This window comes from Salinicola endophyticus (assembly GCF_003206575.1).
Classification (GTDB): domain Bacteria; phylum Pseudomonadota; class Gammaproteobacteria; order Pseudomonadales; family Halomonadaceae; genus Salinicola; species Salinicola endophyticus.
The window spans coordinates 24,890-38,939 of record NZ_PZJO01000007.1; the positions used below are offsets into that span (position 1 = coordinate 24,890).

Here is a 14,050-nt window from a genome sequence, read left to right on the forward strand (position 1 = left end):
AGCCCCGTGCGCCACTCGCCTCAATAACAAACGAGCTCACCATGCCACTACTCGAAGCGATCGACGTTCATGGCGGCTACGGCGGCATGAACATTCTCAACGGTGTCGACATGGCGATCGAAGCCGACGAGATCGGGGTCATCGTCGGCCCCAACGGCGCCGGCAAGTCGACCATGCTCAAGGCCGTGTTCGGCCTTCTCACCATCACCGGCGGCGAGATTCGCCTGCGCGGCGACCCCATCACCAACCTGGCACCGCACAAGCTGGTGGAGCGCGGGATGGGCTTCGTACCCCAGGAGAAGAACATCTTCCCCAGCCTCTCGGTGGCGGAAAACCTGGAGATGGGCGCCTTTCTCAAGCCGGGCACAGTGTCGCGGCTCAAGCGCCAGATCTACGACATCTTCCCGCCGCTCTATGACAAGCGCCACCAGCCCGCGGGCGAACTCTCCGGCGGCCAGCGCCAGATGGTGGCGATGGGCCGGGCGCTGATGAACGAACCCAGCGTGCTACTGCTCGACGAGCCCACCGCCGGTCTCTCGCCGCGCTACATGAACGAGATCTTCGAGCAGGTGAAGCGCATCAGCGCCACCGGGGTCGGGGTGCTGATGGTGGAACAGAACGCCAAGCAGGCACTCCGTATCGCCCATCGGGGTTTCGTGCTCGCCGCCGGACAGAACCGCTTCACCGACAGCGGCGAAGCCCTGCTCGCCGACCCGCAGGTGGCCAAGAGTTTCCTCGGCGGTTGAGAGCGCCGCTGCCATGCCGACAGGACAAGAGATTTCGCCGTGAATGAGCTGATCTACTTCTTCAACTATGTGGTGGTGGCCGGGAGCGTGACCGGCTGCATCTACGCCATGGGTGCGATCGGGGTGACGCTGATCTACAGCATCCTGCGTTTCGCCCACTTCGCCCACGCCGACATGATGACCCTGGGCGCCTTCGTGGTGCTGCTGTTGACCCTGGCCTTTCCCCACGCCGGCGACTCCTTGGGGCTGCCCACCGCGATCGTGATGCTGCCGTTGGCGATGATCTTCACGTCGCTGGTGGCGGTGGGCATCGACCGCGTCTTCTACCAGCCGCTGCGCGCCCACGGGGTCAAGCCGATCGTGATGGTGATCGCCTCGCTGGGTGTCACGCTGATGCTGCAGGGGCTGATCCGGCTGTTCTCCGGCACCGGCGCGGAGAGCCTCTACGTCGAGGCACGCAAGGCGATCTTCCGCATCGAGCTGCCCGGCGTGACGCGCCCGATCATCATCACCGAACCGCAGGTGATCCTGTTCGTGGTCACCCTGGTGGCGGTGATCGGACTGCACCTGTTCCTGACCCGGGCACGCCTGGGCAAAGCGATGCGCGCGATGTCGGACAACCCCGACCTGGCCCGCGCCTCGGGCATCAACACCAAGCTGATCATCACCCTGACCTGGGTGATCGCCGGCTCGCTGGCGACCCTGGCGGGGACGCTGCTGTCGCTGGATGTCGCCTTCAAGCCCGACCTGAGCTTCTTCCTGCTGCTGCCGATCTTCGCCGCGGCGATCGTCGGTGGCGTCGGCCACCCCTATGGCGCCATCGCCGGCGGCTTCCTGGTCGGCTTCGCCGAGACCCTGGCGGTGTTCAACTGGTCGGTGCTGCTGCGCCCGCTGCGCGATAGCCTGCCGAGCTGGCTGGAGCTGCCCAACAACCTGGCGCTGGTGGGCACCGAGTACAAGATCGTGGTGCCCTTCTTCATTCTGATCGCGGTGCTGGTGTGGCGCCCGACCGGCCTGTTCAAAGGGAAGGTGATCTGATGAACCCGACCTCGCAACATACCCCGTCTCAGCGCCCCTTCCCCCGCCGTGAAATCCTGCTGTTCGGCGGCCTGGCGCTGGTCGTGCTCGCCGTCTTCGCCAGCATGGGGCCGGCCTACGCCACACGCATGATGGTAGAGGCCGCCTGCTACGCCATCCTGGCCCTCGGCCTGACCATCCAGTGGGGCTACGCCGGCCAGTTCAACGCCGGCATCATGGGCTTCGTCGCCCTCGGCGGCTTCTCCTCCACCTTCTTCAGCATTCCGGTCAACCACGCCTTCTGGGCCAGCGATCTGCCGGGCCGGCTGGGCTGGGTGCTGCTGGCGATCGTCGCCGCGGTCGCGCTGGTCTTCGCCGTCAGCCGCATCGATCGGCTCGGCGTGCCGCGCTGGCTGCGCACCCTGGTCACCGTGCTCGTCGCACTGGTCGCCTATCTGGTGGTGATCAGCTGGCTGCGCAGTGTCACCGGCGATATCGAGTCCCAGGTCGACTTCATCGGCGGCCTGGGGCTACCGGTATGGCTCGGGTGGATCGTCGGCGGCGTGCTCGCCGGGGGCATCGGCTACTTGATCGGGCACATCTGCCTGGGGCTGCGCAGCGACTATCTGGTCATCGCCACCCTGGGCATCGCCGAGATCATCAAGGCGTTTCTCAAGAACTCCGACTGGCTGACCCGCGGCACCGCCACCATCTCACCGCTGCCGTGGCCGGTGCCCGACCCCGGCGAGGTCGGCTTCGTCACCGCCCGCGCGCTCTACTTCTGTGTGACCGCGGTACTGATCGCGGCGATCTTCTTCCTGCTCCACCGCGCCTACCACGCGCCCTGGGGGCGCATGATCCGCGCCATCCGCGACAATGAAGTCTCCGCCGCGGCGATGGGCAAGTCGATCAACCGCCGGCGCCAGGAGATCTTCGTCTTCGGCTGTATCCTGATGGGCCTGGGCGGCGCGGTGCTGACCAGCTTCACCGGCATCTTCGATCCCCAGGGCTACCTGCCGCTCAACCACACCTTCCTGGTACTGGTGATGGTGATTCTGGGCGGGCCGGGCAACAACCTGGGCACGCTGTTCGGCGCGGTGCTGGTCTACGTGATCTGGATCATGTCCGGCCCGCTGGCGCTGGCGCTGATGCACCTAGTGACGGCCCTGGGCGGCGACTGGTTCGGCTGGCAGCCGGGCAACCTCGACAGCCGCGCGCTGCAGGCGCGGGTCTTCGTGATCGGGCTGCTGATCCTGATGGTGCTACGCTTCGCCCCGCGCGGCATGATCCCGGAGCGAATCGCCCAGCACGACTGATGCTCACTGCGGTGGGCGACCCACGAAAAACCCCGAGCCGGCAGCCGCCGACTCGGGGTTTTTACTATCTCGATTTTTTCCTAACTCGATTTTTTCCTAACTCGGTTTTTTTCTACCTCGGGTGGCGCCGGCGCGATGACTCGCTGACCGGCTCCTGGGTGACGCTATCTGTCCACCGGCCGGTTATTCACCAACCGGCCCCTTGGTGACGAATTTGCCATTCTCCACCGCCATCTCGACCACCACGCCCGGCACGTCGCCGTTCTTGTCGAACTCGGCGTCGCCAGAGGCGCCTTCGTAGTCGACATCCTGACCGGCGTCGATCAGCTTCTTGGCCTTCGCCCACTCGCCCGGCAGGATCTTCTCGCCCGGTGCACCGGCGACTTCGCGCAGCGCCTTGGAGAGCCCTTCGCGATCGGCACTGCCGTTCTTCTCGATCGCCATGGCGAGCAGGAAGGCGGCGTCATAGGACTGGGCAGCGAAGACTGCGGTGGGGTCGATCCCCGCCTTGTCCGCCAGCTTGGCGAAGGTCTCGGTGCCCGGCGACTGCGGCGAACCGGGGCGAGTGGCGATCATCCCTTCGAGCACGTCGGCGCCGACCGCGTCCACCAGCGAGTTGCCGACCATGCCATCGCCGCCCGCGAACTGGGTGAAGGCACCGCTCTCGTAGGCCTGACGCAGGATCGTCTGGCCCGAGGTATCGGCATAGGCGAGCACTACCAGGGTCGGTGCGCCGCTGGCCGCGAGCTGCCCAATCTCGGAGCGATAGTCGGCACGGTTGTCTTCGTGCGCCAGGTTGGCGGCGACGGTGCCTCCCTCGGCTTCGAAGGTCTTGGTGAAGGAGCCATCGAGCCCCTGGCCGTAGTCGTTGTTGACGTAAGTCACGGCGACATCGTCGATCCCCTTGGAGAGCAGCAGCTTGGCCAGCTGTTCACCCTGAAAGGCATCGGAAGGCACGGTACGGAAGACCAGATCGTTGTCGGCGAGATCGGTCACCGCCGGTGCGGTGGAGGCCGGAGAGACCATCACCACCCCACCCGGAATCGCTGCGTTGTTGGCCGCGGCGATGGTCGCCCCGGTGCACAGCGCGCCGACGATCGCAGTCACCTTCTCGCTGTTGACCAGGCGGTCGGCCGCGTTGGACGCCGCAGCGGCATCCGAACAGGTCGTATCGCCGGAAGGCATTACCATCTTCTCGCCGTCGAGCAGCCCGCCCTGCTCGTTGACCTCGGCCACCGCCAGCTTGGCACCATCGAAGATCGGCGGTGTCAGACTCTCGATACCGCCGGTGAAGCCGCCGAGAAAACCGACCTTGACGTCCGCCTGCGCCGCGACGCTGCACACCGAGGCCGCCGCGACCGCCAGTGCCATGACTGTCTTTTTCATCGTTGTTGTCACTCATTGTTGGGTTACGAAAGACTCGTTAACTGTGCTGCCGGCGCGGGCAAAAGACAAGCGTTGCCCCCACTCGTGGCGTGCGTCTTTCGGCGGGGTCGGCACACGGCAGAGGTGGGCAAAGCACGCTACGCTAGGAGCACATGAACCCCTTCGACAAGGAGAGACGCATGCACAAGCATGTCGAGTGGGACGCCCCAGGCGGCGCCAGTGTCGATGCCCACTACGCCAAGGATGAACAGCACCGGGTCGAGCCGCAGCCCGGGATGATCCTTACCGCGCGCTACCACGGTGCCACCGCACGCATTCAGGTCGAGGCCTACAAGGATGGCGTCAGTATCGGCAAGGTCGCCGCCCTGATCGGTGACGGCGGCGAGCGCCACGACAGCCTCGGCGATCTCAGCCTGGGCGACATGGTGCGCCTGCCCGACGACAAGCGCGCCTTCCAATCCCCCCGTGACGAAGACGACTGACACGACACGCGGCGGCTCCGGGCCGCCGCGCTGCTGGGAAGCGTCTCCCCGGCGCTTCCTGCTGGCTCAAGACCACTCCCCTCTGACTCGAGACCGCGCACCACCGACTCAAGCCCCCTCCTCATGCCCCGGCTGCATGCCCTCGGCCAGCCCCATCACCCACTCGCGTACAGCGCGAATGGCAGGCTCGTCCCGTCGTGCCGGCGGATAGACCAGATGGAACGGCTCTCCCGGCAGCTCGGGGCCGAACGGTATCACCAGACGGCCATCGGCCAGCTCATCGGCGATCAGCGTGCGACTCATCAGGGCAATGCCCTGGCCACCCAGGGCAGCGGCGATGGTATGGGTTTCATCCGAGAACACCAGCCCCTGGCCGACTTCCAGTGCGGGGACGCGAGCCAGCGCCTGCCAAGCGCCCCAACTGAGCAGTGCGCCCTTGTGATTGGGCGGCTCATAGTGGATCAGCGTGGTGTGATGCAAATCCGCGTGGGTGCGCACCCCCAGACTCGGGCTGCAGGCGGGGACGAAAGTGTTGTCGAACAGCTTCTCCGCCTCTAGCCCCGGCCAGCTCCCGGCGCCGTAGCGAATCGCCATATCCGCCGCGATGCCGTCCAGCGCCACCAGATGGTGGGAGATCTGCAGATTGAGGTTGAGCGTCGGATGGGCTTCGCGCAGCTCACTCACCCGCGGCAACAGCCAGCGCGCCGCCACCGCCGGAATGGTCGAGAGCGTGACGCTGAGAAGCTCAGGTTCCGGGCGTAGACGGGCGATCGTGGCCGCCAGGGTATCGAAGGCTTCGCTGGCAGCGGCGAGCAACTCCCGCCCCTGCACGGTGAGCTGCAGCTGCCGCGGCTGACGAAGGAATAGCGTGATGCCGAGCTGCGCCTCCAACTGGCGAATCTGGTGGCTGATGGCGGTGGGCGTCACCGACAGCTCCGCAGCGGCGCGTTTGGCGCTGAGATGGCGCGCCGCCGCCTCGAAAGCGCGCAGCGCGGAAAGCGAGGGCAGTTTGCGAGGGCTCATGGCACGACCCTATGGATGAATTTTATTTTCCCATTATGGCAAGAAATGGTCGTTTGTCGCTGCGTTAGCGCTGATGTTCCATAGCCATGACGCCAACCACGGCTGAGGCAGGCTCATGCCTAATCCAGCCAAACGAACCTGGGCCAGCCAAAAGCGTCTGGTCCACCCAGCGACTCAGGAGAAACGCCATGACCCGCCTGCTCCATCTCGATGCCAGCCCGCGCCCGGGCCGCTCCGGCACCCACGAACATGGCTCCCTGAGCCGCCGCCTGACACATCACTTCGTCGAACAGTGGAAGGCCCGCCGGCCTGAAGATACGGTGACCCGCCGCGACCTGGGCGCCCAGCCGCCGAGCTATCTCGATGAAGCCTGGATCGCAGCAGCCTTTACCCCGCTGGAGAGCCGTACGCTGGCGATGCACCAGGCGCTCGCCGAGAGCGATCGACTAGTGGACGAAGTGATCGGGGCCGATGTGCTGATCCTGGGCATACCGCTCTACAACTACAGCTACCCGGCACCGTTCAAGGCGTGGATCGATCAGATCGTACGCCTGGGTCGCACGATCGACTTCGACCCCAGCAACCTGGAACACCCGGTAGGCCCGCTGCTCAATGACCGGCCGCGCCAGGCGGTGATCCTCTCCTCCCGCGGCGGCCACGGGCTGGGCCCCGGCGGCGCGATGGCGCACATGAACCATCTGGAAGCCAGCGTGCGCACGGCCCTGGAACTGATCGGGATCGAACACTTCCACGAGATCGCCATCGAGCATCAGGAGACGGGCGGCGACTACCTGCAAGGCTCCATCCGCGAGGCGCTGATACAGGTAGAAACACTGGTAGAGCGCCTGCAGACGATAGAGGAACCCTGCCCCGCCTGAGTGCGACATTGGAATGGTTTCTTTGGGTCAACCTTTGGCGATAATCTGTTACGAAACAGGCCGGACCGAATCGCCATGGAAGATATCGCCGCAGGTGACCTGAAGACCATTCTTCACTCCAAGCGGGCCAATCTCTACTACCTCCAGCACTGCCGAGTACTGGTCAACGGCGGCCGCGTGGAGTATGTCACTGACGAAGGCAAGCGCTCGGCCTACTGGAACATCCCCATCGCCAACACCACCTCGCTGCTGCTGGGTACCGGCACCTCGATCACTCAGGCGGCGATGCGCGAGCTGGCCAAGGCGGGTGTTCTGGTCGGCTTCTGCGGTGGCGGCGGTACACCGCTGTTCTCCGCCAACGAAGTCGATGTCGACGTCGCCTGGTTCAACCCGCAGAGCGAGTACCGCCCCACCGAGTACCTGCAACAGTGGGTGCGCTTCTGGTTCGACGACGCGCTGAGACTGGAAGCCGCACGCAGTTTTCAGCGCGCGCGCCTGATCCAGGTCAAACGGCACTGGCTGGACGCCCGTTTTCAGCGCGATACCGACTTCAAGCCCAGCGCCGCCGAATTACGCGGGCTGCTCGAACGCAGCCGCAGCGCCATCGATCAAGCAGCGGACACCACCGCACTGCTGACGGAAGAAGCCCGGCTGACCAAGCAGCTGTTCCGGCTCGCCACCCAGGCGGTCGGCTACGGCGAGTTCGTGCGCGCCAAGAGAGGCAGCGGCGTCGACCCCGCCAACCGCTTTCTCGATCACGGCAACTATCTCGCCTATGGGCTAGGCGCGACCGCTAGCTGGGTGCTGGGGCTACCCCACGGGCTGGCGGTACTGCACGGCAAGACCCGCCGCGGAGGCCTGGTGTTCGACATCGCCGATTTGATCAAGGACGCGGTGATCCTGCCCCAGGCGTTCATCTCCGCCAGCCGGGGCGACGAGGAGCAGGCGTTCCGCCAAGCCTGCATCGAGCGGCTCACCCGCGTCGAAGCGCTGGATACACTGATCGAGGTGGTACAAGGCGTCGCCGAGCGGTTGGACGGGGAAGCGCGACGATGAACGTACTGATCGTCTCCCAGTGCCGCAAGAACGCCCTCAAAGAGACCCGCCGGATTCTCGACCAGTTCGCCGAGCGCCGCGGCGAACGCACCTGGCAGACCGCGATCACCAAAGCCGGGCTCGACACGCTGAGAAAACTGCTGCGCCAGACAGCACGCAAGAATACCGCCGTGGCTTGCCACTGGATTCGCGGCCACGACCACAGCGAGCTGCTATGGATCGTCGGCGACGCCTCGTCATTCAATGATCGCGGCGCCACGCCGACCAATACCACAAAGCGCAATGTGCTGCGGGGCGAGGATGAGAACGACTGGCACTCGCTGCGTCAGATACATCTTCTAGCCTCGATGGCTGCACTGTTCCACGACCTGGGCAAGGCCACCGACGCCTTCCAGATGCGCCTCTCCGGAAAGTTGGAGGGGCGCAACCGTTATCGCCATGAGTGGGTATCGCTGCGGTTGCTCGAGGCCTTCGTCGGCGACGATAACGACGCCGGCTGGCTGGCAAGACTGCAAACCCCAGGCACTGTCGATCACGCCGCTTGGCAGGCAAGGCTCAAACGCGACGGCCTGGACACACTGGATGACAGCGACAGGCCGTTTCACCACCTACCGCCATTGGCCGCCGCCATCGGCTGGCTTATCGTCAGCCACCATCGCCTGCCGGCACTGCCCGCCGACAACGACGATGGCTCTCAGAAATGGTCAGGTGCCAAGTCGACACTCAACGCCAGTGCACTGCCACTCCTGCCGGGCGATATCTCGGCGGCCTGGAACGAGCGCGTCGAACCTGCGGATGCCCGCGAACTGGCGCCGTGGTGGCAGTTCTCCCAAGGCCTGCCGGTCACGGAAAAGCCTTGGCTCGATCGGGCGCAGCGATTGGCACGTCAACTGGGCGAGCTGCATTGGCAGACACCACCGCTGGCATCGCCCTATGTGATGCACCTGGCCAGGCTCGCCTTGATGCTGGCAGACCATCACTACTCGAGCCTTGTCGATATCGGGCGGCTTGAAGGACCCTGGAACGAATCACTCCATGCCAACACCACATTTCGCTACGGCAAACGTGAACGCTGCCAGCCGCTGACCGAGCATCTGCTCGGCGTGACGCGCGCTACCGGTGAGATCGTGCACGCCCTGCCGGATATGGCCACCGCACTACCGCGGATCGCCCGGCACAAAGGGTTCAAGGCACGCAGCCGCCACGCCCACTTCCGCTGGCAGGACAAAGCCTTCGACCTTGCCACTGGCCTGCGCGACATGAGCCGGAAGCAGGGGTTCTTCGGCATCAACATGGCCTCCACCGGCTGCGGCAAGACCATCGCCAACGGGCGCATTCTCTATGCACTGGCCGATCCTGAGAGCGGCGCGCGCTTCTCGATCGCGCTCGGCCTGCGTACATTGACCCTGCAGACCGGGCAGGCTTACCGCGAATGGCTCGGGCTCGGCACCGATGAACTGGCCATCCGCGTGGGCGGCAGCGCCAGCCGCGCGCTGTTCGCACATCAGCAGGGCACAGGTGGCTCTGAGTCCCGCGCCGAGCTGCTCGATGATCAGGGGCACGTGCTGTTCGAAGGCGATATGAATGCCCACCGCGTACTGGGCAAGGCTGTCGTCGACCCGCAGGCGCGGGCACTGATTCAGGCCCCGGTACTCGTCTGTACGATCGATCACCTGATGCCGGCTACCGAGAGTCTGCGCGGCGGCGGACAGATTGCGCCGATGCTGCGGCTGATGAGCGGCGATCTGGTGCTCGACGAGCCGGACGACTTCGATATCGATGATCTGCCCGCGCTGACCCGGCTGGTCTACTGGACCGGCCTGCTGGGCTCTCGCGTGTTGCTCTCTTCCGCGACACTACCACCGGCGCTGGTGCGAGGCCTGTTCGACGCTTACCGGGAAGGGCGCGCCGACTACCAGAGACATCGCGGCATGCCCAATGCGCCGGTCAACCCCATCTGCGCCTGGTTCGACGAGCATGGCTGCACCCACCAAAGCTGTGCCGATGGAGACGTCTTCGATAGCGCCCATGACGCTTTCGCCCGCAAGCGCGCTGCCCGGCTCGCTAAGCTCGACCCACTGCGACGCGGCGCGCTCGTACCCATATCGGCGCCGTCCACGCATCCGGATGCCATCCATGAGGCGGTGGCGCAGACCATACTCGCAGAAGCCCTCGCTCTGCATGAACGACACCATGAGTGCGATACGTACAGCGGCAAGCGCGTCAGCTTCGGCCTGGCACGCATGGCCAATATCGAGCCGCTGGTAGCGGTGGCGCAGGCCATCTATCGCACTGAGATGCCCGAACGCATCCAGATCCATCTCTGCGTCTATCACTCGCAGTTTCCGCTGCTGCTGCGCTCACGCCTGGAAGCCCGGCTCGACCGGGCGCTGGACCGCCGCGACCCGGCTGCAGTGTTCGAACTGGCCGACATTCGCCGGCGACTCATCGGTGACGCCGACGATCACTTGTTTATCGTGCTGGGCTCACCAGTGACCGAAGTCGGCCGGGACCACGATTACGACTGGGCCGTGGTCGAGCCCTCCTCCATGCGCTCGATCATCCAGCTCGCCGGGCGCGTGCGACGCCACCGGCCCGAGCCGGTCGAGACGCCCAATATCGCCCTGTTCGAGACCAATATTCGTCATCTGGCCGGCAGGCATCCGGCTTTCTGCCGGCCAGGTTTCGAAACCGAGCAGATATGGCCGCTGACCAAGCACCGGCTAGACACGCTACTGCGCGACGAGGAGATCGCCGCCATCGACTCGCGCCCCCGTCTGCTGCCCGCCAAGACCCTCGAGCCCACCAGCAAGCTGGTCGATCTCGAACACGCGCGTCTCAAGATGCTGATGGTGGAGGGCGCCGAATCACCCGGCCAGCGACGCACGCGTCGGCGCAAGCCGGTCCATCTGGGCGCCTATCTGTTCTACAGGCCGCCGGCGATGTCACTGAGCGCCGTGGCGATCCAGCAGCAGCCTTTCCGGGAAGACAACGAACCGGACGCCGAATTCGTGCTGCTACCGGATGAGACCGAAGAGGATTACGGCTTCTGGCGAGTGGATCAGGAAGGCAAGGAGATAAAGCGGACCCCGGTCGAGTCCGAGCTGAACCGCCTATCGGACGAGACACTGCAGAACCCACGCGTATCACCCTGGAACGAACCGGACTACCTGGCGGCCTTGAGTGAGCAAGCCGAGGCCATGGATATGACGCTCGAATACTGTGCGATGCGTTTCGGCCGCATTCGCCTGAAACCGGACCGGGCCCCGCAGGGTTGGCACTTTCATCCGGCGCTAGGGTTTGTGAGGAGGAAATGAGACAGCCAGCCCTGAGGGCCGGCTGAGGCTGCCTTTGCGGCAGATAAACTGGCCACTGATGCTTTGGGCAGTAGTTTTCTCAGCTGCCATTGCGGCAGGAGCAGCATTGTATATAATCGGAGCCATCTACATCCACACATCTCCGCACCACTAATTCTTTAGGCTGTAGTGGTTGATTTTATAAGGGTGGAGCAGTAATTTGTCCACGTGGGCACTGGTCCTGCCCACGTGGACATGGAAGCAACGCTGAGGTTGAGAGCCCTCACCCAAGCTCACTGGGTAGGTGTGAGCAGGAGGATGCGCAACGTGGCTGGCTACCACCGCAAGATAATACCCTTCAAATAGGCTTTGCCTATCCAAACCACGCCCCGAGGCAGCAATGCTTCGGGGCTCATTATGCCATGCCCCCACAAACCTCCCAACCAATGGCAACTAGTCCATGTCGGAATTTCCATCACCGACGTCCATTCGCGCGCTGATTGAGCAATTCATTCTTGATCGTTTTCAGACCAAGACGGAAAAGCTCGCGCCGGACGACCCCGTTTATCTCAAACTGCAGCAGCAGTTCGATCCGCAGGCCTGGCTTTCCGACGCCGCGCGTCGCGTCAGTCAGCTTCAGGTCGTCACCCACTCGCTCAAGGCGATTCATCCCGACGCCAAGGGCACCAATCTCTATGTAGAGCCCGCTCAGCTAAAGCGCCGCGAACTGGTGGGGAGCCACTGCCTGCCGGCTGACTTCGAAGGCGATGTCGTAGGTAACGCAGCCGCTCTGGATGTCTACAAGTTCCTCAAGCTGAGATGGGAAGAACGCTCGCTGCTGGAACGAGCGCTCGATGGCGATGAGGCTTTGATCGAGGCATTGAGTCCAGATCGAGCGGAAGCGGAAAGCTGGGTACGTGCCTTCGCAGATATCGTAGAACCAAAAGGCACGCCGAGCTCCCATGCGCGTGGCAAGCAGGTCTATTGGCTGGTGGGTGATGATCCTGCCAGTGACACTGGCTACCGCTTGTTGGCACCTCTCTACGCGACAGCGCTCATCCATCCGGTTCATTCACGACTGAGCGAGGCACGCTTCGGGGAGCACGCCAAGGCGGGCCGCAAGGCACGACGCGAAGACGCCATTTTTCAGGGTGGCTATGCCGACTATCTGAATCTCTCGGTTCAAAAGCTCGGGGGCACCAAGCCCCAGAACATCTCTCAGCTCAATAGCGAGCGTGGCGGGCAGAACTATCTGCTCGCCTCGTTACCACCCCAATGGCAGTCACGTGAGGTCACGACCCCTCTACGCACTGAGTCGGTTTTTCCCCGTTTCGGAAGGCGGGCACCGGTGAGGCAGGTGGTCAATGATCTCGTGAGCTGGATGAGACAAAACTCCAAGGAGGATGAAAAACGACAGAAAGAAGGTAAAAGACCGCGAAAAACGGTACATGATCGAAACTACCATAAAGATCTTGTTGCATCGCTAACCGACGAACTATTGCTATTCACCTTCGAGCTACATCGCCTACCGGCAGGCTGGTCGAGAGATGCTGAATGCCGTCTGGTTTTAGCAGAGCAATACTGGCTGGATCCGGGCCGGGCAGCACTAGAGGTCGATTTCGATAGCAACCGCCGGCAGTCGCAATGGCATGAAGAGGTGGCTCTGCGTTTTGCCAGATGGCTACGCCACGCTATCGATCGTCGAGTGACAACAGGCCTTGGCGATCCGGAACATGACTTCTGGGCCAAGCAGGTTGAGGTCGTAATGGAAAGCCTACGCCGCCAGCTCGACGACCTGCAGGATGCACTGCGTGATGACGAGAAAGACGCAGGAGAGCTGACATGATCGATTCCATCTCGCATCTCCTGGTTCTGCCCCGACTTCGCATCCAGAACGCCAACGCCATCTCCAGCTCGATGACCTGGGGCTTCCCCGCCATGAGCGCCTTCATGGGCGCCATCCATGCGCTGGAGCGCAACCTGCCCGACGATATCCGGATTGTCTTCGATGGTGTCGGCGTGGTGTGCCACCACATCGAGCCGCAGGTCACCGAGGGCGGATTTACCCGAGCGTTTCACCTCACGCGCAATCCCGTTGACAAGTCCGGCGCCACGGCGGCCATCGTCGAGGAAGGACGCGCGCACCTGGACGTGACCTTGCTGATCGGCATCGAGTCCGATGGCGACGATCTGAGCAATACCGAGCGTCGTCGGGCCATTGCCCGCCAACTGTTCGATCAGGTGCAGAGCATGCGAATCGCCGGCGGCAGCGTCATGCCGCCTCTAAGCGAGTCAAAACGGCGGCGCCCCGAGCTGATCACCTTCGATGACAACGAAGAAGAACGCAGCAAACAGTGGCGACGCCTCAAGCGGCGTCTGCTGCCTGGCTTTGCGTTGGTGCTGCGAGATGACTATCTGGCCGAACACACGAAAACACTCGAAGCCGACGACGACAGCGCGACGGCTCTGGATGCCTGGCTCGATCTCTGCCGGCTCAACCACGAGTGCCGAATCGAGACGCATCAAGATAAGGATGGCCAGACCAAGGAAGTAGCGAAGTGGGAAATTCGCCGCCCCTACCCTGGCTGGCTGGTACCCATCCCGGTCGGCTATGGCGCTATCTCCGAGCTATTCGATCCCGGCGAGGTCGCCAATGCGCGTGATTCGCAGGTGCCATTCCAATTCGTCGAAAGCCTCTATTCGATCGGCGAGTGGGTCAGCCCGCACCGCCTACGTAACCCGGACGCATTGTTGTGGTTTATCGACAACGATCTCGAACGTGGTGTTTATCGCCTCACCAACGACTACAGCCTGACCCATTCCGACGCAGACTGATCATCAAGGAGAACC

General features: G+C 63.8%; 11 protein-coding genes. 9 read left to right on the forward strand and 2 right to left on the reverse strand.

From position 1 onward, the window contains the following. Positions 1 to 41 precede the first annotated feature (41 nt). From DOM66_RS15090 to DOM66_RS15100, 3 genes are read left to right on the forward strand one after another with little or no spacing between them, the layout of a single operon-like run. Entirely contained in the window at positions 42 to 746 is a 705-nt protein-coding gene (locus DOM66_RS15090; RefSeq protein WP_110690747.1) for an ABC transporter ATP-binding protein, read from the forward strand. A 39-nt stretch (positions 747 to 785) separates the two neighbouring features. Further along, positions 786 to 1,784: a branched-chain amino acid ABC transporter permease gene (locus DOM66_RS15095; protein ID WP_110690748.1), complete on the forward strand. Its 999-nt coding sequence runs from the start codon at positions 786 to 788 to the stop codon at positions 1,782 to 1,784. Further along, complete coding sequence (locus DOM66_RS15100; RefSeq protein WP_110690749.1) at positions 1,784 to 3,079, forward strand: branched-chain amino acid ABC transporter permease; 1,296 nt, start codon at positions 1,784 to 1,786, stop codon at positions 3,077 to 3,079. The genes DOM66_RS15095 and DOM66_RS15100 overlap by 1 nt, the downstream gene beginning before the upstream one ends. Before the next feature lie 183 nt (positions 3,080 to 3,262). Here DOM66_RS15100 and DOM66_RS15105 read toward each other — a convergent pair whose 3' ends face one another. Then, positions 3,263 to 4,465 (reverse strand): ABC transporter substrate-binding protein, encoded by a 1,203-nt coding sequence (locus DOM66_RS15105; protein ID WP_110675355.1) that lies wholly within the window; start codon positions 4,463 to 4,465, stop codon positions 3,263 to 3,265. A 179-nt stretch (positions 4,466 to 4,644) separates the two neighbouring features. On the opposite strand from DOM66_RS15105, the gene DOM66_RS15110 reads away from it, so the two are divergent. Further along, complete coding sequence (locus DOM66_RS15110; RefSeq protein WP_110675354.1) at positions 4,645 to 4,947, forward strand: hypothetical protein; 303 nt, start codon at positions 4,645 to 4,647, stop codon at positions 4,945 to 4,947. A 108-nt stretch (positions 4,948 to 5,055) separates the two neighbouring features. Here DOM66_RS15110 and DOM66_RS15115 read toward each other — a convergent pair whose 3' ends face one another. After that, on the reverse strand, positions 5,056 to 5,970 hold the full coding sequence (locus tag DOM66_RS15115; RefSeq protein ID WP_110690750.1) for a LysR substrate-binding domain-containing protein: 915 nt from the start codon (positions 5,968 to 5,970) through the stop codon (positions 5,056 to 5,058). Between the two features lie 188 nt (positions 5,971 to 6,158). Between DOM66_RS15115 and DOM66_RS15120 the strand changes: the two genes are divergently transcribed. The 5 genes from DOM66_RS15120 to csy2 all read left to right on the forward strand — a co-directional run bounded on the left by DOM66_RS15120 (position 6,159) and on the right by csy2 (position 14,035). Then, positions 6,159 to 6,848 carry an FMN-dependent NADH-azoreductase gene (locus DOM66_RS15120; RefSeq protein WP_110690751.1) on the forward strand — a complete coding sequence of 230 codons (690 nt, stop codon included), beginning with the start codon at positions 6,159 to 6,161 and terminating at the stop codon, positions 6,846 to 6,848. 75 nt (positions 6,849 to 6,923) lie between these two features. Then, positions 6,924 to 7,904 carry a type I-F CRISPR-associated endonuclease Cas1f gene (cas1f, locus tag DOM66_RS15125; RefSeq protein WP_110690752.1) on the forward strand — a complete coding sequence of 327 codons (981 nt, stop codon included), beginning with the start codon at positions 6,924 to 6,926 and terminating at the stop codon, positions 7,902 to 7,904. Beyond that, positions 7,901 to 11,221 (forward strand): type I-F CRISPR-associated helicase Cas3f, encoded by a 3,321-nt coding sequence (cas3f, locus tag DOM66_RS15130; protein ID WP_110690753.1) that lies wholly within the window; start codon positions 7,901 to 7,903, stop codon positions 11,219 to 11,221. The genes cas1f and cas3f overlap by 4 nt, the downstream gene beginning before the upstream one ends. 439 nt (positions 11,222 to 11,660) lie before the next feature. Continuing rightward, positions 11,661 to 13,046, forward strand: a complete 1,386-nt coding sequence (gene csy1 / locus DOM66_RS15135) for a type I-F CRISPR-associated protein Csy1 (RefSeq protein WP_245392457.1) — start codon at positions 11,661 to 11,663, stop codon at positions 13,044 to 13,046. Further along, positions 13,043 to 14,035 (forward strand): type I-F CRISPR-associated protein Csy2, encoded by a 993-nt coding sequence (gene csy2, locus DOM66_RS15140; RefSeq protein WP_110690754.1) that lies wholly within the window; start codon positions 13,043 to 13,045, stop codon positions 14,033 to 14,035. The genes csy1 and csy2 overlap by 4 nt, the downstream gene beginning before the upstream one ends. Positions 14,036 to 14,050 lie beyond the last annotated feature (15 nt).

Excerpts from the sequence above, each read along its gene's own strand:
- DOM66_RS15120 (WP_110690751.1), top strand. The coding sequence starts at position 6,159 with ATGACCCGCCTGCTCCATCTCGATGCCAGCCCGCGCCCGGGCCGCTCC.
- DOM66_RS15105 (WP_110675355.1), bottom strand. The coding sequence starts at position 4,465 with ATGAAAAAGACAGTCATGGCACTGGCGGTCGCGGCGGCCTCGGTGTGC.
- csy1 (WP_245392457.1), top strand. The coding sequence starts at position 11,661 with ATGTCGGAATTTCCATCACCGACGTCCATTCGCGCGCTGATTGAGCAA.
- cas1f (WP_110690752.1), top strand. The coding sequence starts at position 6,924 with ATGGAAGATATCGCCGCAGGTGACCTGAAGACCATTCTTCACTCCAAG.
- DOM66_RS15115 (WP_110690750.1), bottom strand. The coding sequence starts at position 5,970 with ATGAGCCCTCGCAAACTGCCCTCGCTTTCCGCGCTGCGCGCTTTCGAG.
- DOM66_RS15090 (WP_110690747.1), top strand. The coding sequence starts at position 42 with ATGCCACTACTCGAAGCGATCGACGTTCATGGCGGCTACGGCGGCATG.
- cas3f (WP_110690753.1), top strand. The coding sequence starts at position 7,901 with ATGAACGTACTGATCGTCTCCCAGTGCCGCAAGAACGCCCTCAAAGAG.
- DOM66_RS15110 (WP_110675354.1), top strand. The coding sequence starts at position 4,645 with ATGCACAAGCATGTCGAGTGGGACGCCCCAGGCGGCGCCAGTGTCGAT.
- csy2 (WP_110690754.1), top strand. The coding sequence starts at position 13,043 with ATGATCGATTCCATCTCGCATCTCCTGGTTCTGCCCCGACTTCGCATC.
- DOM66_RS15100 (WP_110690749.1), top strand. The coding sequence starts at position 1,784 with ATGAACCCGACCTCGCAACATACCCCGTCTCAGCGCCCCTTCCCCCGC.